Genomic DNA, 18646 nt, shown 5'->3' on the forward strand with positions numbered 1-18646 from the left:
CTTGTCAGACGCGGCGGATTGGTTCATAATGCTGCCCTCTTTGCGATACAGCTTTTAAAACGCAATTAAATCAATAAGTTAATTGTGATGTCATAAAAGCAGTGCAAAATATGTCTACGCTGGTTTGCGTTTATCGAAAAAACGTCAATACTTAAGCGTCGCGTGTGCGGGAATAGCTCAGTTGGTAGAGCACGACCTTGCCAAGGTCGGGGTCGCGAGTTCGAGTCTCGTTTCCCGCTCCAGTTTTTGTTCCTCAGTTTCTTCTTGTTTATATCGTTTTCTGCATACATTCATACTTTTCTGAACAGACTTATCCACAGCCTGTAAATGGCTCATGCGCATCCCGAGAAAAGCATCATAGAAAAGAGATTATTTCAATTCATTGAAATAAAAAGAAAAATTTATGATAAAAAACGCTATCCAGATCACTTGTACTTTTTGTGATGCTTGATTGACAACGCTTTTTTAAAATTATCCACAGGCGAAAGGTTCAGAATCATCAACCATTGCAATGAGAAATATCACGCATCGCGTGGCAATCCTTTCTCTATCGCACGAACGAGCCGTCTCTTTTGTGGCATCTGAACGTCAAGGGCGTGTTGCTCACGCCGAATCAGCTGTTGGTTGATGGCCCAGTGAATGTGTTCATCCAGCAAGGCACTTTCTCCCAGTCGGTTTTGCAGCGCCAGCACAATGTTATCTTCATAAGGCGCGTTGCCCAGTGCGACAGCGATATTGCGTAGCCAACGTTCATGACCGATGCGTCGAATGGCGGAGCCTTCCGTCACTCGCAGGAAGCGAGCCTCATCCCAGCCAAACAATTCCAGTAACTCTGGTGCGTGCAACGCGGCGCGTGGGCTGAAATCGGGTTCATCGGTAAGCTGCGAGAAGCGGTTCCAGGGGCAAATCAACTGACAATCGTCACAGCCATAGATCCGATTTCCCATTAACGGTCGCAAGTCTTCAGGAATAGCGCCTTCCAGTTCAATCGTCAGGTAGGAAATGCAGCGCCGGGCATCAACGGTATAAGGCTCTACAATGGCACCTGTCGGGCATGTCGTCATGCACGCGACGCATTTGCCACACTGTTCTTCAACCGGCTGATCTACCGGTAAAGGCAGGTCAATCAGTAACTCCCCCAGAAAGAACCACGAGCCCGCTTCCCGGTTCAATATCAGTGAGTGCTTGCCAACCCAACCAAGCCCAGCTTTAGCAGCCAGCGGTCGTTCCATGATAGGTGCTGAATCGACAAAGGGACGAAACTGTAATTCGCCGCAGTGTGCCTGAATCTGATCACCCAGCTTTTTTAGCCGTTGACGCAATAACTTATGATAATCACGCCCCAGTGCGTAACGGCTGACATATCCAAGGTGTGGATTTTTCAATGTGCTGGCAAACGCGGCTTTGGCTGGCAGGTAATTCATACGCACGCTGATGACACGTAACGTACCGGGCAGCAGTTCATGTGGGCGGGCTCGCATCATGCCATGACGCGCCATCCATTCCATTTCACCGTGATACTGCTTATCGAGCCACGCCTGAAGTCGGGGTTCTTCATCAGACAAATCGGTATCGCAAATCCCTACATGTTGGAAACCCAATTCCTGCCCCCAGAGTTTAATGCGCTGTGCGAGTTCGTTGAGGTCGTAGGGGTATGTCATGCGTAACCATTGGGGGAAAAAACCGGGAAGCCATTTTATCACATTCTCCTCACGTCGTTGGTAGTGAGCAGAGGTTATCGTGTAATAAATAGAAATATTTATTAATACTTTTGCATGACGTGTCGATAACTTGAGCAAACTGGCCATTATTCTAATGACTCCTGGGAGGAACGACGTGGAGACACTAACGCTTTCGGCTTACCGGTTGGTGAATCAGGATGTGAATGTGCGTATTAATCCTGCTCAACCACAGGAAACGACCTTACAATATGCAGCGTCCACGGAAAACGCGTCTGTTGAATACGTTTATATCAGTGACGAGGGGCGGCAACTGGCGCAGGGCGATGTTGTGGACTCACCCGCGCGGTACTATTTCTCTTCTCAGATTGAGAATGGATTGTCAGCGGCGCTGGCTGATCAGCCGGAACAGGTTTCGCAGGCGATATATCGCCTGATTGACGACAAGATAGTGAATGCGGCTGAGTCGAACGACGAGCAACGACAACTGGCGCTGGAACTGGGTTTGTCGCAGGCCAGCTACTTTGCCGAGCAGTATTTAAGCGGCGATAAGAAAGCCGCATTTATGGAAAGTATCAATCTGTTGGCCTCTGTGGTGAAAACACGCCAGGTGGGTGACGATGGTTCAGTTTCTTACCTTTCCCTGCCGGAGCGGGTTCCCGGTACGAATGAATATAAGGTGGATGTTTCCGCGTTCATGAAGGAAAAAGATCCTGAACGTTATCAGGCCTATTTGAGCGCACTGGAAAGTGGGGGCGACTGGTCCACGCCTTACCTCGATTTCGTCAAGCAATTCCCCCAGCACCCTGACTGGATCAGTGAATATCAGACCAACGCGGACCGCGTGTTCCAGTCGATTGCCGACGAGCCGGTAACGACACGTTTTGCTCAGGCGGATATGTCTTCGTCAGTCGCCTGGATAAATGATGTCCGTGAAACGTTACGGATGAGCAGTGACGAACACACCGTGCAGACGCATATTCAGGCATTAAAGCAGTTTGTCGACGTGCTGGAAGGGGCGTCGCGCTAAATGAAATTAAGGCCGGTTGTTATCGTTTTCGGTCTTCCTGCATATGGCGCTTCCCGGCAGACCTTGCTAAGTTGAGGCCCACAATTCTGCTACCGACGGAGGGATGACATGCATCAGAACCAACGCGTGTATCAGCCCGGCGGATCATTACCCGACCTGCCTCATACTGTCTTTTTACCTGAGTGGGTGCGCCGCGAGGAGTCGCATGCGGCGCAGTCAGTCGGCGTTTCATTGTATACGCTCATGCAGCGGGCCGGGGCGGCGGCCTTTCACATCGCCCGGCAACATTATCCTGCCGCCCGACACTGGTTGATTCTGTGCGGGCATGGCAACAATGGTGGCGACGCCTATGTGGTAGCCACGCTGGCACGTGCTGCAGGCATAACGGTAACGGTAGTGGCGGTAAGCGGTGATCGGCCTCTACCGTCGGAGGCACATCTGGCGTGTCAGGCGTGGCATGATGCTGGTGGCAGTGAACAGCATAGCGAGGCACCGTGGCCTGATGATGTGGATTTGATTGTCGATGGCTTGTTGGGAACCGGTCTGGCGTCAGCTCCCCGTGCGCCCTATGACGGCTTGATTGTTCAGGCTAATCGCCATCCGGCACCGATTATCGCGCTGGATATTCCTTCCGGGTTGAGCGCACACACCGGCACTTATGCTGGCGCGGTGATTCATGCTGCGCATACGGTAACTTTTATCGCGCTGAAACCCGGCTTACTAACCGGTCAGGCGAGAGATGTCGTCGGGCAACTTCATCACCATGATTTGGGGCTAGGCGACTGGCTGGCTGAACAGACAGCGCCAGTGAGGCGCTTGACGGCAGACTCGCTCACGCAATGGCTAAAGCCGCGGCGTCCGGGCGCGCACAAAGGGGAAAATGGCCGCTTATTGATTATCGGTGGCGATGAAGGTACCGGTGGTGCGGTTTTTATGGCCGGAGAAGCCGCGCTACGCAGTGGCGCTGGCCTGGTGCGAGTACTTACTCACAAAAACTATCTGGCTGCTTTGCTGGTGGCCCGTCCGGAATTGATGGTGCAGGAACTGACGACAGATTCGGTCAAGGCAGGCATTGAGTGGGCGGATGTGGTGGTTATCGGGCCAGGGTTAGGGCAGCGAGAGTGGGGAAAAAACGCACTGCGAATCGTGGAAAATTGTAACAAATCCATGTTATGGGATGCTGATGCACTCAACCTGCTGGCAATCAGTCCGCATAAACGTCAGAATCGCGTTTTGACGCCTCACCCCGGCGAGGCGGCCCGCCTGTTGAACTGCCGGATTGCCGATATCGAAAGTGATCGCTTACTTGCCGCACAACGTTTGGTGAAACGTTATGGCGGCGTGGTGGTGCTGAAAGGTGCTGGTACGGTGCTGGCCAGTGAGCAGGGCGATGTCGCGATTGCTGATGTCGGGAATCCCGGCATGGCGACCGGTGGCATGGGCGATGTGCTGGCGGGGATGATTGGGGCGATGCTGGCGCAAGGGCTGTCGTTGTACGACGCAACTTGCGCGGGCTGTGTGGCCCACGGTGCGGCAGCAGACTGGCTGGCGCAGCGTCAGGGCACACGCGGGATGTTGGCAACCGATTTGATGGCGGTATTGCCGCAATATGTAAATCCTGAGCGGATATCCTTAGAAAACACAGAATGAAGACGCTTTTGTTACCTTTGCCGGATGAGGCAGCCACGATTGCGCTGGGGGCGGCGTTAGCCAAAGCCTGCGAGCGCGCTACCATTATTTATCTACTGGGTGACCTGGGGGCAGGAAAAACCACACTGAGTCGTGGGTTCCTGCAGGCGCTGGGTCATCAGGGCAATGTGAAAAGCCCAACCTATACGCTGGTGGAGCCTTATGCGCTGTTGCCGCGCCCGGTATATCACTTCGACCTTTATCGACTGGCCGACCCGGAAGAACTGGAGTTCATGGGTATCCGTGATTATTTGTCGCAGGACGCACTCTGTCTGATTGAGTGGCCACAGCAAGGCGCGGGTATTCTGCCGCAGGCGGATATTGAGTTGCTGCTGGACTATCAGGGTGAGGGGCGTCAGGCGAAGATCAACGCGGGAACCCCTGAGGGTGAACGAATTGTGGCGATACTGGCTGCGCAGTCGGAGCAGGAAACGCCATGACGGTGCGGTTGATGAAGGCCCTGTCAGGGCTATTGCTGATGCTATCCTGGCCGCTGTGGGCAAGCAACCTGACTGATATTCGGGTAAATAATGCCGCCAGTGAGGCAGTCGTGACCCTGAGTTTCAGTGGTCAGCCGGTGTACGAGTATTTCTCGCTGGATAACCCGAGCCGGGTGGTTATCGATATTAGTCAGTCAGGGGTGATGAAAGGGTTGCCGCTGACATTTAACGGCCAGAATCTGATCGCGCGTATTCGTTCCAGTAACGCCAGGGACCCGAAAAGTCTGCGTTTGGTGCTGGACCTGACCCAGAAGGTACAGATTAAGGCGGCGAAGGAGGGCAATGGTGCTGTCTTTACGCTGACTGGCGAACGTAAAACGGTGACCCGCAAGACGGTAACGCCGTCGGCGCAACCATCAACGCCGGTTGTTGGACGCAACCCGCTGATGTCCCCGTCGCCGTCGGTTGCCGCCACCCCGACTCGCGTATCGGGAAGGGTAGGAAATGGCGAGAAAATTATTGTCGCGATTGACGCAGGCCACGGTGGTCAGGACCCAGGGGCGACCGGGCCGGGCGGATTGCATGAGAAAAACGTCACTATCTCGATAGCCCGTAAGTTACGCGCCATTATGAGCGCTGACCCGGAGTTCAAACCGGTATTGACCCGCGATGGCGACTACTTTATTTCGGTCATGGGGCGCTCTGACGTGGCGCGTAAGCAAGGAGCTAACCTGCTGGTGTCGATTCACGCGGATGCCGCGCCCAACCGTGGCGCGACCGGTGCATCCGTTTGGGTGTTGTCTAACCGGCGCGCCAACAGTGAAATGGCGAACTGGCTGGAACAGCATGAAAAGCAGTCCGAGTTATTAGGCGGTGCGGGCGATTTGCTGGCTAACAGCGCTGCGGACCCTTACCTGAGCCAGGCGGTGCTGGATTTGCAGTTCGGGCACTCTCAGCGGGTGGGTTACGATGTGGCGGTAAAAGTACTGCATGAATTGCAGCGGGTCGGTCACTTGCATAAGCGTCGACCGGAGCACGCCAGTCTGGGTGTCCTGCGTTCACCGGATATTCCATCATTACTGGTGGAAACTGGGTTTATTTCTAATCCGAGCGAGGAACGGCTGCTAGGCAGCAACGAGTATCAGGAAAAAATCGCTAACGCTATCTACCTTGGGTTGCGTAGCTATTTCCAGACTCATCCGTTACAAAACGTCCCAAAGCAGGAAAACCGTCCGCTCGCCCCACAGACGCAGACGGTGAAAAAAACACAAGTCGCTGAGCCTGTTCAGACAGCGAGCGGGGCAACGGTACGCCATACGGTGGCGACGGGAGAAACCTTATCGGGGATCGCTGCACATTATGGCGTTAGTATGGACGCTATTCGGGACATCAACCGCCTGAAAAAAGACGTAGTCTGGGTAGGGCAGCGGCTGAAGATACCGTCCAGCGCCTCATCGGCGACCAGAACCGCGTCTGCGGCGACGAGCAAGCCTGTTGTGGCTTCATCAGCGCCACGTGTGAAGAAAACCGCAACCGTGATAAAGCACAAGGTGGTGCGGGGCGATACACTGAGTGATATCGCGGCACACTATGGCGTCAGTATGAAAGCTATTCAGCAGGCGAACAACATGTCTTCCGGAACGGTGCAGTTGGGGCAAACGCTGATCATCCCCTCTGCCTGATTCAGGGGAAACGAGGAGAATCCATGTCGATTCAGGTACTGCCCCCCCAGTTGGCGAACCAGATCGCCGCTGGCGAGGTAGTGGAGCGACCCGCTTCTGTCGTCAAAGAACTGGTGGAAAACAGTCTGGATGCCGGTGCGACGCGAATTGATATTGAAATCGAACGCGGCGGCGCGAAGCTGATTCGTATTCGGGATAACGGCTGTGGTATCAGTAAGGCGGATCTGGCGCTGGCGTTAGCTCGTCATGCCACCAGTAAGATCGCTACGCTTGATGATTTAGAGGCGATTGTCAGCCTGGGATTTCGCGGTGAAGCACTGGCCAGTATCAGTTCGGTTTCACGCCTGACGCTGACTTCCCGCACCGACGCGCAGACAGAAGCGTGGCAAGCCTACGCCGAGGGGCGCGAGATGGCGGTGACCGTCAAGCCAGCGGCGCACCCGGTGGGGACGACGCTGGAAGTGCTGGACTTGTTCTACAATACCCCGGCCAGGCGTAAGTTTCTGCGTACCGAAAAGACTGAGTTCATGCACATCGATGAGGTAGTGCGGCGCATTGCGCTGGCGCGTTTCGATGTGGCAATAACGTTGCACCATAATGGTAAATTGATTCGGCAATATCGCGCCGTATCGGAGTCGGCACAGCGTGAACGGCGGCTGGGTAGTATTTGCGGCGCGGCATTTCTACAGCATGCGTTAGCGGTTTCCTGGCAGCATGGTGATCTGAATATTCATGGCTGGGTGGCCGATCCGGCTGGTTCACGCCAGTTACCTGAAATGCAGTACTGCTACGTCAATCAGCGCATGATGCGCGATCGTTTGATTAATCATGCGATTCGTCAGGCGTATCAGGATCAGTTACGTGATGAACAGCAACCGGCTTACGTCCTGTATCTGGAGGTCGACCCCCATCAGGTGGATGTGAATGTGCATCCGGCGAAGCATGAAGTACGCTTTCATCAGGCCCGGTTGGTGCATGACTTTATCTATCAGGCGGTGATGACCGTATTGCAGCAGGCGGCGTCACCGGGCCTGAACGGGGTGGGTGATACGCAGACGGCGTCAACGGTGTGGCAGCCGGAAAACCGTACTGCCGCCGGGGAAAACCATTTTGCCCGACCGGCAGCGCCGACACTGACGTCGGAGCCGCGCTCCTCTGCCTTTACCGCTCGTGAATCCGGTGAGGTGGGGCGTCAAGCGCGTGAGTTGCAGCCAGCCAGAATCCAGACGGCGGGTTACGACAAGAAACAGGGCGAGCTGTACCAGCGCTTGTTGCATAACGAATCGTCACGCCCGCAGACGGTTGCCCGCGAGGCACCGCCAGCGCGGGAGCCAGTGGAGATGCTGCGTGAGGTGGCGGAGAAAACGGCGGTGGCCGATGACCTGCCGCTGGCGAGCCACGCGCTGGGGTTAGGACGAGTGTTGACTGTCTATCCTCCAGCTTATGCATTGGTGGAGTACCGTCAGGGGCTGGCGCTCTTGTCGTTAGTTGTCGCGGAGCGTTATCTGCGTCAGGCGCAATTGACACCGCCAGATAATGGCGAGGGATTGCGCCCGCAGCCACTATTAATTCCGCAGCGGCTGACGCTAAATGCATCCGAACTGGCGGTTGTCCAGCAGCAACAGCCGTTGCTGGCCCTGATGGGCATAGAGGTTGAAGTATCGCCGCCGCGCGCTACGCTGCGGGCGGTACCTTTACCATTGAGACAACAAAATTTACAAAACTTGATTTCTGACCTGCTAGGCTATCTCGCTGATTCTCATGACGTGACGCCTGATGCAGTAGCGGTGTGGATGGCAGGGCAGCTCAGCAGCGAGCGTGAAAGCTGGACGTTGCCACAGGCCGTACAGTTGCTGTCCGATGTCGAGCGTCTGTGCCCTGTGCAAGTGAAAACGCCGCCGTCAGAATTGTTATATGTGATGGATATTGAATCTGCCATCAAGGCGTTGAAGCATGAATGAGTTTGATACGGCGCAATACCCGCCAGCCATTTTTATTATGGGGCCGACGGCTTCCGGGAAAACCGCGCTGGCGATGGCACTGCGCGAGCACCTTCCCGTTGAGTTGATTAGCGTGGATTCGGCGCTGATTTATCGTGGTATGGATATCGGCACAGCAAAGCCCAGTCAGGAAGAGCTGGCGCGGGCTCCACACCGTTTGCTGGATATCCTGGATCCGGCGCAGGCCTATTCAGCCGCCGATTTTCGACGTGATGCGTTGCAGGCGATGGCGGAGGTAACCGCTGCCGGGCGTATTCCGTTGCTGGTAGGCGGCACCATGCTGTATTTCAAAGCACTGCTGGAAGGGTTGTCGCCGTTACCATCGGCAGATGCCAGCATACGGCAAGAGATTGAAGAACGTGCACGTACCGAGGGGTGGGAAGCGTTACATCGCCAGCTCAGTGCCATCGATCCGGTGGCGGCGGCTCGGATTCATCCAAATGATCCGCAGAGACTGTCTCGGGCACTGGAAGTTTTTTTCGTTTCAGGTAACACTTTAACTGAGTTGACAAAGACATCCGGTGAAGCGTTGCCCTATCGTGTTCATCAGTTTGCGATTGCTCCGGCGACACGTGAGTTGTTGCATGAGCGGATAGCGTTACGTTTTCGGCAGATGTTGGAATCAGGTTTTGAAACAGAGGCCCGGGCATTGTTTGCCCGACCAGACCTGAACCCTGCGTTGCCGTCAATTCGTTGTGTCGGATACCGCCAGATGTGGTCATATTTGTCGGGCGAGATCGATTACGATGAGATGGTGTATCGTGGCATCTGCGCTACCCGGCAACTGGCAAAACGCCAGATGACCTGGTTGCGTGGCTGGGAAAGGGTGCGCTGGCTTGACAGCGATCAGCCCGCAGAAGCGTTACGCACGGTGATTCAGGTTGTTAGTGCATAGGTTAGACGATTGTGTACATTAGACGATTGTGTACAATTGCCTGTGTCTACAATTGACTGATTCTCGGCACAAATTTTTATAACGTTATTTTAGGGCCGCAGGGTTCTTTGTTACAAACAACAAGCAAATAAGGAAAATATAGAATGGCTAAGGGGCAATCTTTGCAAGATCCGTTCTTGAACGCTTTGCGTCGTGAACGTGTTCCGGTTTCAATTTATTTGGTTAACGGCATCAAACTGCAAGGCCAGATTGAGTCTTTCGATCAGTTTGTGATTCTGCTGAAAAACACGGTTAGTCAGATGGTGTACAAACACGCCATTTCAACGGTAGTTCCTTCTCGCCCGGTATCGCATCACAGTAATAATCCTGGCTCAAATAACTACCATGCCAACAATCAGGCGGCGCAGCAACAGCCGCAACAGGAAAGTGATGACGCTGAATAACGCGTCCTTACCAGTTTACCACGGCGGGAAAAGTGCTGATTTCAGCGGCTTTCACTGCCGTGGTCGCTTTTTTCTGAGAGGGTGCCCGGTTGTTTGACCGTTATGAAGCCGGTGAACAGGCCATACTAGTTCATATTTATTTTTCGCAAGAGAAAGATACTGAGGACCTGCTGGAGTTCGAGTCTCTGGTGTCTTCAGCCGGAATAGACGCGTTGCAGGTGGTTACCGGCAGCCGTAAAGCGCCGCACTCCAAATATTTTGTCGGCGAAGGCAAGGCGGAGGAAATCGCGCAGGCGGTTAAAGCGACCGGTGCCTTTGTCGTGTTGTTTAATCATGCATTGACGCCAGCGCAAGAGCGTAATCTGGAGCGGCTGTGCGAGTGCCGGGTGATTGACCGTACCGGGTTGATTCTGGATATCTTTGCCCAACGCGCCCGTACCCATGAAGGGAAATTACAGGTTGAGCTGGCGCAATTACGCCATCTGGCGACGCGTCTGGTTCGTGGCTGGACGCACCTTGAGCGCCAGAAAGGCGGTATCGGTCTGCGTGGGCCGGGTGAAACCCAGTTGGAAACCGACCGTCGTTTGTTACGCAACCGCATCAGTCAGATTTTGTCTCGTCTTGAGCGGGTGGAAAAACAGCGCGAGCAGGGACGGCGGGCACGTACGCGTGCTGAAGTGCCGACTGTTTCGTTGGTGGGATACACCAACGCAGGTAAATCAACCCTGTTCAATCGTATGACTGCTGCAGATGTCTATGCCGCAGACCAGTTGTTTGCCACACTGGATCCGACATTGCGCCGTATTGAGGTCGATGATGTTGGTGATACTGTGCTGGCAGATACAGTCGGGTTTATCCGTGATTTGCCGCACGACCTGGTGGCGGCATTCAAGGCGACGTTGCAGGAAACCCGGGAAGCCACCTTATTACTGCACGTGGTCGATGCCTCCGATGCCCGTGTCGATGAAAATATCGATGCTGTCAACGAGGTGTTAGCTGAGATAGAAGCGGATGATATTCCTTTTTTACTGGTCATGAACAAAATTGACCGGCTGGAGAATATTGCACCGCGTATCGACCGTGATGAGGAAAACCGCCCAGTCAGGGTATGGCTTTCTGCTCAAACCGGGGAAGGAATCCCATTATTATTTCAGGCGTTGACCGAACGACTGTCCGGAGAGATTGCACATTATTCGTTGCATCTTCCGGCAGAGGCCGGTCGCCTGAAAAGTCGTTTTTATCAGCTTCAGGCAATAGAAAAAGAGTGGATTGAGGAAGACGGCAGCGTAGGGTTGGTGGTCAGAATGCCCATTATCGACTGGCGGCGCCTGTGTAAACAGGAGCAGAAATTGCAAGATTATATTGTCTCATCGACACAGACAGTCTCGTAACTCTGGGACATTGACCCCAAAAAATACCTATCATAATGAATGGAGCTAAACATGGCGTGGAATCAGCCCGGTAACAACGGACAGGACCGCGACCCGTGGGGGAGCAGCAATAATAATAGCGGCAACTCTGGCGGAAACAATAAAGGTGGACGGGATCAGGGGCCACCTGACCTCGATGATATATTCCGTAAGCTGAGTAAAAAACTCGGCGATCTGGGCGGTAAATCATCAGGTTCCGGTTCTGGTTCTCAGGGCGGCAGCACAAACAGCGGCCGTATTCTGGGCCTGGTCGTGGCGGCAGTCGTGGTGGTATGGGGTGTCAGTGGTTTCTATACCATCAAAGAAGCCGAACGTGGTGTGGTTACCCGCTTTGGCAAATTCAGCCACCTGGTGGGGCCCGGCCTCAACTGGAAACCGACCTTTGTTGATGCAGTCCGTGCCGTCAACGTGGAGTCTGTCCGCGAACTGGCGACATCCGGCGTTATGCTGACATCCGACGAAAATGTGGTGCGGGTGGAAATGAACGTTCAGTACCGCGTCACTCAGCCGGAAAAATACCTGTTTAGCGTCACTAATGCTGACGACAGCTTGCGTCAGGCCACCGATAGCGCGCTGCGTGGCGTTATTGGCAAGTACACGATGGATAAAATCCTGACTGAAGGGCGTACCATTGTGCGTACGGACACCCAGCGAGTGCTGGAAGAGACTATACGCCCATACAATATGGGCATTACCTTGCTGGATGTGAACTTCCAGACTGCCCGTCCGCCTGAAGAAGTCAAAGCCGCATTTGACGATGCGATTGCCGCCCGTGAAAACGAGCAGCAGTACATCCGTGAAGCGGAAGCCTACGCTAATGAAGTCCAGCCGCGTGCCAATGGTCAGGCACAGCGTATTCTGGAAGAATCCCGCGCCTATAAAGACCGTACCGTACTGGAAGCGCAAGGTGAGGTCTCTCGTTTCTCTCGTCTGTTGCCGGAATATAAGGCCGCCCCAGAAATTACCCGTGAGCGTCTCTATATTGAAACCATGGAACGTGTGCTGAGCCACACCAACAAGGTGCTGGTGAGTGACAAGAGCAACAACCTGATGGTGCTGCCGCTCGATCAATTGATGCGAGGTCAGGGGAGTTTCCCGGCAACCGCACCTGCCAACGGCAATGCAGCGAATCCTGCGCCGTTGCGTCTGCCATCGACATCCGGCGGTAGCGGTACCAGCTATGCGCCGCGTTCTTCCAACAACGGTAATATTATGGATCAGCGCCGCGCCAACGCGCAGCGTGACGAGATCAATCGCGTAGGGAGAGAATAATTATGCGTAAGTCAGTCCTCTTTATTCTTGCCCTGTTACTGGTGGTGGTCTATGCCTCGCTGTTTGTGGTGCAGGAAGGCCAGCGCGGCATCGTCATGCGCTTTGGTAAGGTATTGCGCGATAGTGAAAATAAGCCGCAAGTGTATCTGCCCGGTCTGCATGTGAAGATCCCCTTCCTGGAGTCGGTAAAAATGCTGGATGCTCGCATCCAGACGATGGAAAACCAGGCTGATCGCTTCATTACCAAAGAACAGAAAGACCTGATAGTCGACTCGTATATCAAATGGCGTATCAGCGATTTCAGTCGTTACTATCTGGCGACCGGCGGTGGTGATGTCTCTCAGGCGGAAGTGCTGCTCAAGCGTAAATTCAGTGACCGTCTGCGTTCTGAAGTCGGTCGTCTGGATGTTAAAGGTATCGTCACCGATTCCCGCGGTCAGCTGATGTCTGATGTGCGCGAAGCGCTGAATAACGGTACGGGTGAAACCACCGAAGCGGATAACGCGATTGCTTCTGCTGCTGCGCGTGTCGCTCGTGAAACTACTGGCGACATGCCGCGGGTTAACCCGAATAGTATGGCAGCACTCGGGATTGAAGTGATTGATGTGCGTATCAAGCAGATCAACCTGCCGACCGAAGTCTCGGATGCTATCTACCAGCGTATGCGTGCTGAGCGTGAAGCGGTTGCCCGCCGTCACCGTTCTCAAGGCCAGGAGCAGGCAGAGAAGATCAAGGCAACTGCTGATTATGAAGTGACCCGTACACTGGCAGAAGCGGAACGCCAGGGGCGCATCATGCGCGGTGAAGGCGACGCCGAAGCGGCAAAACTGTTTGCGGCTGCATTCAGTCAGGACCCGGAATTCTATGGTTTTATTCGTAGTCTGCGAGCGTATGAGCATAGCTTCAACAGTTCCAATCAGGATGTACTGGTGTTGAGCCCTGACAGCGATTTCTTCCGCTATATGAAATCGCCTGAAAAGAGCCTCCCGGCGCGTTAAGGTTGTCTGTCGCTACACTATCAAGCCCGTGTTTACGGGCTTTTTTCTGTCTGGAGTTTTTTATGAATGTGAGCATCTGGCTGGCGCTGGGGTTAGTGCTGATTATGGAAGGGTTGGGGCCCTTGCTGTTTCCCCGTATCTGGCGTCGGATGATCCTGACGATGGCGCAGCTACCCGATAATATTTTGCGTCGGTTTGGTGGTGGTATTGTGGTTGCTGGGTGTGTGATCTACTACATGTTGCGTAGTCGAACTGGCGGCTGAAATTTCCACTAAAAATGTGCGCAATCGTGTGCTAAAACTACTGAAAGCCGAAAGATGAGATGCTAGAATCCTTTTTTAACCAATCTGGTGATTCTTGAGATGGGTAAGAACGTTGTCGTACTGGGCACCCAATGGGGTGACGAAGGTAAAGGCAAGGTCGTAGACCTGCTGACTGAACGGGCCAAATATGTTGTGCGCTACCAGGGTGGCCACAATGCTGGTCACACGCTAGTTATCAACGGTGAAAAAACCGTTCTCCATTTAATTCCCTCCGGTATTCTGCGTGAGAATGTCATCAGCATCATCGGTAACGGTGTTGTGTTGGCACCGGATGCGCTTCTGAAGGAAATGACCGCACTCGAAGCACGTGGCGTGCCGGTGCGTGAACGTCTGTTGCTTTCCGAAGCCTGCCCGCTGATTCTGCCGTACCATGTTGCGCTGGATAATGCCCGCGAAAAAGCGCGTGGCGCGAAAGCTATCGGTACGACTGGCCGTGGTATCGGTCCGGCGTATGAAGACAAGGTTGCACGTCGTGGTTTGCGCGTTGGCGATCTGTTCGATCAGGAAAGTTTTGCCATCAAACTGAAAGAAATTATGGAATACCATAACTTCCAGTTGGTGCATTACTACAAAGCCGAACCGGTGGATTTCCAGAAAACGCTGGATGATGTGTTGGCAGTCGCTGACATTCTGACTGGCATGGTCGTAGACGTATCCGATTTGTTGTTCAAAGCGCATCAGCGTGGCGATTTCGTCATGTTCGAAGGGGCGCAGGGTACCTTGCTGGATATCGACCACGGTACCTATCCGTATGTGACCTCCTCCAATACCACCGCAGGTGGTGTAGCGACCGGTTCTGGTCTGGGGCCGCGTTACGTGGATTATGTCTTGGGTATCGTTAAAGCTTACTCCACACGTGTTGGTGCAGGTCCATTCCCGACTGAGCTGTTCGATGATGTTGGCGAACACCTGTCGCAGAAAGGTAATGAGTTCGGTGCAACTACCGGTCGTCGCCGTCGTACTGGCTGGCTGGATGCGGTTGCTGTACGCCGTGCGGTGCAGATTAACTCCCTGTCCGGTTTCTGCCTGACCAAACTGGATGTGCTGGATGGTCTGAGTGAAGTGAAAATCTGCGTCGGTTACCGCATGCCTGATGGCAGCAACGTGGATGTCACTCCGTTGGCTGCAGACGGCTGGGAAGGTATCGAGCCGATTTATGAATCATTGCCGGGTTGGTCTGAAAGCACCTTTGGTGTGAAAGAGCGCAGCAAATTGCCGCAGGCAGCGCTGAACTACATTAAGCGCATCGAAGAAGTAACGGGTGTACCGGTGGATATCATTTCCACGGGGCCAGACCGCGAAGAAACCATGATTCTGCGCGATCCTTTCGACGCATAATTTCAGTGGTTGCTGCATGAAAAAGGACGGGCTTAGCCCGTCCTTTTTGCTTGTCTATAGAAAACCCCCAGCTAGGCTGGGGGTTCCGTAAAGCTTCCAGCTTTGGGGCGGATATAAAAACCCCTTTTGATTTGTTAAAACACCTTGCGGTCTGGCAACTGCAATGGTCAAACAAGAAATCAAAAGGGGGTCCCAATGGGGGACGAAAAGAGCTTAGCGCACACTCGCTGGAACTGTAAATATCACATAGTTTTCGCACCCAAATACCGAAGACAGGTCTTCTACGGTGAGAAACGGCGTGTAGTAGGGAGTATCTTAAGAAAGCTGTGTGAATGGAAAAATGTGCAGATTCTGGAAGCAGAGTGCTGTGCTGATCACATACATATGCTTGTGGAGATCCCGCCGAAGATGAGTGTATCGAGCTTCATGGGGTATCTGAAAGGCAAAAGTAGCCTGATGCTCTATGAACAATTTGGTGATCTGAAATTCAAATATAGGAACAGGGAGTTTTGGTGCCGAGGGTATTATGTAGATACGGTGGGTAAAAATACATCGAAGATCCGGGACTACATAAAGCACCAACTGGAGCAGGATAAACTGGGCGAGCAGTTATCAATCCCGTATCCAGGTAGCCCGTTTACGGGCCGTAAGTAACGGATTTGGATGCAAATGTCAGATTGCGATGCGCCTGTTAGGGCGCGGCTGGTAACAGAGCCTTATAGGCGCATATGAAAAACCTCCGGCTATGCCGGAGGATATTTATTTTTGCCTTTTAATATCTGCCTTTACCTTTCCACTCTTGTCTGCTCGCCGACAAGCGGGTTGTCGGCGACAGGCATCGTATCGTGGCAGTCTCAGTCAATCTTCGTTGTGCGTCGCCTGAGCTTTGGTATTCAGGGCATCCAGCAGTTTGTTGTGAATATTGCCGAAACCACCGTTGCTCATCACCAGAATATGATCGCCCGGCTGCGCGACTTTGCAGACCATCTCCACCAACGTATCGATATCGGCACTCCAGTAGGCGGGCTGAACACAGGCGTCAGCCACTTCAGAGACCTGCCAGGGGATATGTTGGGGCTGGAACAGGAATACGCCATCAGCACGCCCCAGAGAAGGAGCTAACTCGTTTTTGCAATGACCCATCTTCATGGTGTTGGAGCGGGGTTCCAGCACGGCGAGAATGCGTGCGGTCCCACCCACTTTGCTGCGTAACGCAGCCAGTGTTGCCAGAATGGCTGTCGGATGGTGAGCAAAATCGTCATACACCGACACGCCGTGCGCGGTACCGCGTAGTTCCAGTCGACGGCGGGCATTAATGAAACCGCCCAGCGCCCGGCAGGCTTCTGCTGGTGTGACACCGACATGACGCGCTGCCGCGATAGCCATCAGGCCGTTATGCATGTTGTGTTCACCCACCAGATTCCAGGTGACTTCCCCAACCAGTTGATCATCGAGGTATACCTGAAACACGCTGGCGTCGGTGGTGACTTTTTTCGCCTTCCAGATCCCTTCTTCACCCACCAGTTCTTGTTCGCTCCAGCATCCCATGCTCATCACCTGCTTCAGGTGCAGGTCGTGCGATGGAACGATGATACGACCTTTGCCCGGCACCAGACGTACCAGATGGTGGAACTGCTTCTGAATGGCTTTGAGGTCATCAAAGATATCGGCGTGGTCAAATTCCAGATTATTCAGAATGAGTGTCCGCGGGCTGTAGTGAACGAACTTGGAACGCTTGTCGAAGAAGGCACAGTCGTATTCGTCGGCTTCTACCACGAAAAATGGGCTGTCGCCCAGACGGGCGGAAACGGTGAAGTTGCCCGGTACGCCGCCGATGACGAACCCCGGTTGGTAGCCGCAATCCTCCAGAATCCAGGTTACCATACCGGCAGTGGTGGTTTTGCCGTGGGTCCCGGCAACAGCGATGACCCAGCGCTCGCGCAGAACATGGTCATGAAGCCATTGCGGGCCGGACATATACGGGATATTTTGTTCCAGTACCGCCTCAACGCAGGGGTTGCCACGGGTCATGGCATTGCCAATGATGACCAGATCCGGTGCCGGATCCAACTGTGCGGGGTCGTAACCCTGGATAAGGGTAATCCCTTGCTCTTCCAGTAAGGTACTCATTGGCGGATAGACGTTAGCATCCGAACCGGTTACCTGATGTCCTTGTGATCGGGCCAGCAACGCCAGTCCTCCCATGAAGGTGCCACAGATTCCTAAAATATGAATACGCATACATTTTCCATCTATATTCAGAGAGTCTGCCGTCCATTCTAACGCCTGGAATACGTCATAAGAAATGGATTTGCTAGGTACTCGCTTTCTCTTTGGGCTACACTGCAGACGCAAACGCTGGCGGTACAAAAATAAAACCGCTTTTCATTCGTAGATTCTGGAATAGTGTTATGAAAACGTTAGGCGAATTTATCGTCGAAAAACAGCACGATTTCTCTCACGCCACTGGTGAGCTGACGGCTCTGCTTTCTGCCATCAAACTGGGTGCGAAGATTATTCACCGTGACATTAACAAAGCCGGTCTGGTGGATATTCTGGGCACCAGCGGCGTGTCCAACGTTCAGGGCGAAGTGCAGATGAAACTCGATCTGTACGCCAATGAAAAGCTGAAAGCGGCGCTAAAAGCCCGTGGCGAGGTGGCAGGGATTGCTTCCGAAGAAGAAGACGAAATCGTTATCTTCGACGGTGAGCGCGCTGAAAATGCCAAATACGTGGTATTGATGGACCCGTTGGACGGTTCTTCCAATATTGACGTGAATGTCTCTGTCGGTACCATTTTTTCGATTTATCGCCGTATCACTCCGCTGGGAATGCCGGTGCGCGAGGAGGATTTCCTCCAGCCTGGTCACAAGCAGGTTGCCGCGGGTTATATCGTTTACGGGTCTTCGACCATGCTGGTATATACCACCGGTCATGGCGTGCATGCCTTCACGTATGACCCATCGCTGGGGGTGTTCTGCCTGTCTCACGAACGCGTGCGTTTCCCGGAGAAAGGCAATATGTACTCCATCAACGAAGGGAACTACATCAAATTCCCGCAGGGTGTGAAGAAGTACATTAAGTACTGTCAGGAACAGGATGAAGCGACACAGCGTCCGTATACCACCCGTTATATCGGTTCACTGGTGGCGGATTTCCACCGTAACTTGTTGAAGGGCGGCATTTACCTCTATCCAAGTACTGCCAGCTATCCAGAAGGGAAACTGCGCTTGCTGTACGAATGTAATCCGATGGCGTTTTTGGCTGAGCAGGCGGGCGGTAAAGCCAGTGATGGTAAAAACCGCATTCTGGATCTTGTCCCGCAGAAATTGCATCAGCGTGCGCCGTTCTTTGTCGGTAACACCTCAATGGTGGAAGACCTGGAAGGGTTCCTGCGCGACTACCCAGACGAGTAATCCCCGTCAGT

16 protein-coding genes and 1 tRNA gene are annotated in these 18646 nt (G+C 53.6%); 15 read left to right on the plus strand and 2 right to left on the minus strand.

The genetic code is table 11. From position 1 onward, the window contains the following. The first annotated feature begins 166 nt into the window (after nucleotides 1–166). Nucleotides 167–242 (plus strand) — tRNA-Gly (locus LF929_RS02530). Between the two features lie 279 nt (nucleotides 243–521). Here LF929_RS02530 and queG read toward each other — a convergent pair. Then, nucleotides 522–1661, minus strand: a complete 1140-nt coding sequence (gene queG / locus LF929_RS02535; RefSeq protein WP_038909089.1) for a tRNA epoxyqueuosine(34) reductase QueG — start codon at nucleotides 1659–1661, stop codon at nucleotides 522–524. A gap of 175 nt (nucleotides 1662–1836) precedes the next feature. Here queG and LF929_RS02540 point away from each other — a divergent pair, with 175 nt between their 5' ends. The 13 genes from LF929_RS02540 to tnpA all read left to right on the plus strand — a co-directional run bounded on the left by LF929_RS02540 (nucleotide 1837) and on the right by tnpA (nucleotide 15873). After that, nucleotides 1837–2709 (plus strand): hypothetical protein, encoded by an 873-nt coding sequence (locus LF929_RS02540; protein WP_226093259.1) that lies wholly within the window; start codon nucleotides 1837–1839, stop codon nucleotides 2707–2709. A 108-nt stretch (nucleotides 2710–2817) separates the two neighbouring features. Further along, on the plus strand, nucleotides 2818–4359 hold the full coding sequence (nnr, locus tag LF929_RS02545) for a bifunctional ADP-dependent NAD(P)H-hydrate dehydratase/NAD(P)H-hydrate epimerase (RefSeq protein WP_226093260.1): 1542 nt from the start codon (nucleotides 2818–2820) through the stop codon (nucleotides 4357–4359). Then, nucleotides 4356–4838 (plus strand): tRNA (adenosine(37)-N6)-threonylcarbamoyltransferase complex ATPase subunit type 1 TsaE, encoded by a 483-nt coding sequence (gene tsaE / locus LF929_RS02550; RefSeq protein WP_168366529.1) that lies wholly within the window; start codon nucleotides 4356–4358, stop codon nucleotides 4836–4838. The genes nnr and tsaE overlap by 4 nt, the downstream gene beginning before the upstream one ends. Continuing rightward, nucleotides 4835–6520, plus strand: a complete 1686-nt coding sequence (amiB, locus tag LF929_RS02555; RefSeq protein WP_210176323.1) for an N-acetylmuramoyl-L-alanine amidase AmiB — start codon at nucleotides 4835–4837, stop codon at nucleotides 6518–6520. The genes tsaE and amiB overlap by 4 nt, the downstream gene beginning before the upstream one ends. A 23-nt stretch (nucleotides 6521–6543) precedes the next feature. After that, complete coding sequence (gene mutL / locus LF929_RS02560; protein ID WP_226093261.1) at nucleotides 6544–8481, plus strand: DNA mismatch repair endonuclease MutL; 1938 nt, start codon at nucleotides 6544–6546, stop codon at nucleotides 8479–8481. Beyond that, nucleotides 8474–9415 (plus strand): tRNA (adenosine(37)-N6)-dimethylallyltransferase MiaA, encoded by a 942-nt coding sequence (miaA, locus tag LF929_RS02565; RefSeq protein WP_226093262.1) that lies wholly within the window; start codon nucleotides 8474–8476, stop codon nucleotides 9413–9415. Before mutL ends, miaA begins: the two co-directional genes overlap by 8 nt. Before the next feature lie 143 nt (nucleotides 9416–9558). Beyond that, nucleotides 9559–9858, plus strand: a complete 300-nt coding sequence (gene hfq, locus LF929_RS02570; protein ID WP_012886271.1) for an RNA chaperone Hfq — start codon at nucleotides 9559–9561, stop codon at nucleotides 9856–9858. Between the two features lie 89 nt (nucleotides 9859–9947). Beyond that, on the plus strand, nucleotides 9948–11249 hold the full coding sequence (hflX, locus tag LF929_RS02575; RefSeq protein WP_226093263.1) for a ribosome rescue GTPase HflX: 1302 nt from the start codon (nucleotides 9948–9950) through the stop codon (nucleotides 11247–11249). A 51-nt stretch (nucleotides 11250–11300) separates the two neighbouring features. Then, a complete protein-coding gene (gene hflK / locus LF929_RS02580) occupies nucleotides 11301–12560 on the plus strand; it encodes an FtsH protease activity modulator HflK (RefSeq protein WP_038909081.1) in 1260 nt (419 codons plus the stop codon). Between the two features lie 2 nt (nucleotides 12561–12562). Next, nucleotides 12563–13558 carry a protease modulator HflC gene (gene hflC / locus LF929_RS02585; RefSeq protein WP_038909080.1) on the plus strand — a complete coding sequence of 332 codons (996 nt, stop codon included), beginning with the start codon at nucleotides 12563–12565 and terminating at the stop codon, nucleotides 13556–13558. A 62-nt stretch (nucleotides 13559–13620) separates the two neighbouring features. Next, nucleotides 13621–13821, plus strand: coding sequence for a DUF2065 domain-containing protein (locus LF929_RS02590; RefSeq protein WP_012886267.1), 201 nt, complete (start codon nucleotides 13621–13623; stop codon nucleotides 13819–13821). 99 nt (nucleotides 13822–13920) lie between these two features. After that, a complete protein-coding gene (locus LF929_RS02595) occupies nucleotides 13921–15219 on the plus strand; it encodes an adenylosuccinate synthase (protein WP_016940702.1) in 1299 nt (432 codons plus the stop codon). Nucleotides 15220–15414: 195 nt separating this feature from the next. After that, nucleotides 15415–15873, plus strand: a complete 459-nt coding sequence (gene tnpA / locus LF929_RS02600) for an IS200/IS605-like element IS1541D family transposase (RefSeq protein ID WP_033570971.1) — start codon at nucleotides 15415–15417, stop codon at nucleotides 15871–15873. Nucleotides 15874–16077: 204 nt separating this feature from the next. On the opposite strand, the gene mpl is transcribed toward tnpA, so the two are convergent. Then, nucleotides 16078–17460: a UDP-N-acetylmuramate:L-alanyl-gamma-D-glutamyl-meso-diaminopimelate ligase gene (gene mpl / locus LF929_RS02605; protein ID WP_038909079.1), complete on the minus strand. Its 1383-nt coding sequence runs from the start codon at nucleotides 17458–17460 to the stop codon at nucleotides 16078–16080. Nucleotides 17461–17630: 170 nt separating this feature from the next. Between mpl and fbp the strand changes: the two genes are divergently transcribed. Then, nucleotides 17631–18635 carry a class 1 fructose-bisphosphatase gene (gene fbp / locus LF929_RS02610; RefSeq protein ID WP_016940700.1) on the plus strand — a complete coding sequence of 335 codons (1005 nt, stop codon included), beginning with the start codon at nucleotides 17631–17633 and terminating at the stop codon, nucleotides 18633–18635. Nucleotides 18636–18646: the final 11 nt, after the last annotated feature.

This window comes from Dickeya oryzae, from assembly GCF_020406815.2.
GTDB classification, from domain to species: Bacteria; Pseudomonadota; Gammaproteobacteria; order Enterobacterales; family Enterobacteriaceae; genus Dickeya; species Dickeya oryzae.

Excerpts from the sequence above, each read along its gene's own strand:
- tsaE (WP_168366529.1), top strand. The coding sequence starts at position 4,356 with ATGAAGACGCTTTTGTTACCTTTGCCGGATGAGGCAGCCACGATTGCG.
- LF929_RS02595 (WP_016940702.1), top strand. The coding sequence starts at position 13,921 with ATGGGTAAGAACGTTGTCGTACTGGGCACCCAATGGGGTGACGAAGGT.
- hflC (WP_038909080.1), top strand. The coding sequence starts at position 12,563 with ATGCGTAAGTCAGTCCTCTTTATTCTTGCCCTGTTACTGGTGGTGGTC.
- hflK (WP_038909081.1), top strand. The coding sequence starts at position 11,301 with ATGGCGTGGAATCAGCCCGGTAACAACGGACAGGACCGCGACCCGTGG.
- hfq (WP_012886271.1), top strand. The coding sequence starts at position 9,559 with ATGGCTAAGGGGCAATCTTTGCAAGATCCGTTCTTGAACGCTTTGCGT.
- queG (WP_038909089.1), bottom strand. The coding sequence starts at position 1,661 with ATGACATACCCCTACGACCTCAACGAACTCGCACAGCGCATTAAACTC.
- tnpA (WP_033570971.1), top strand. The coding sequence starts at position 15,415 with ATGGGGGACGAAAAGAGCTTAGCGCACACTCGCTGGAACTGTAAATAT.
- nnr (WP_226093260.1), top strand. The coding sequence starts at position 2,818 with ATGCATCAGAACCAACGCGTGTATCAGCCCGGCGGATCATTACCCGAC.
- fbp (WP_016940700.1), top strand. The coding sequence starts at position 17,631 with ATGAAAACGTTAGGCGAATTTATCGTCGAAAAACAGCACGATTTCTCT.
- mpl (WP_038909079.1), bottom strand. The coding sequence starts at position 17,460 with ATGCGTATTCATATTTTAGGAATCTGTGGCACCTTCATGGGAGGACTG.
- mutL (WP_226093261.1), top strand. The coding sequence starts at position 6,544 with ATGTCGATTCAGGTACTGCCCCCCCAGTTGGCGAACCAGATCGCCGCT.
- LF929_RS02590 (WP_012886267.1), top strand. The coding sequence starts at position 13,621 with ATGAATGTGAGCATCTGGCTGGCGCTGGGGTTAGTGCTGATTATGGAA.
- amiB (WP_210176323.1), top strand. The coding sequence starts at position 4,835 with ATGACGGTGCGGTTGATGAAGGCCCTGTCAGGGCTATTGCTGATGCTA.
- miaA (WP_226093262.1), top strand. The coding sequence starts at position 8,474 with ATGAATGAGTTTGATACGGCGCAATACCCGCCAGCCATTTTTATTATG.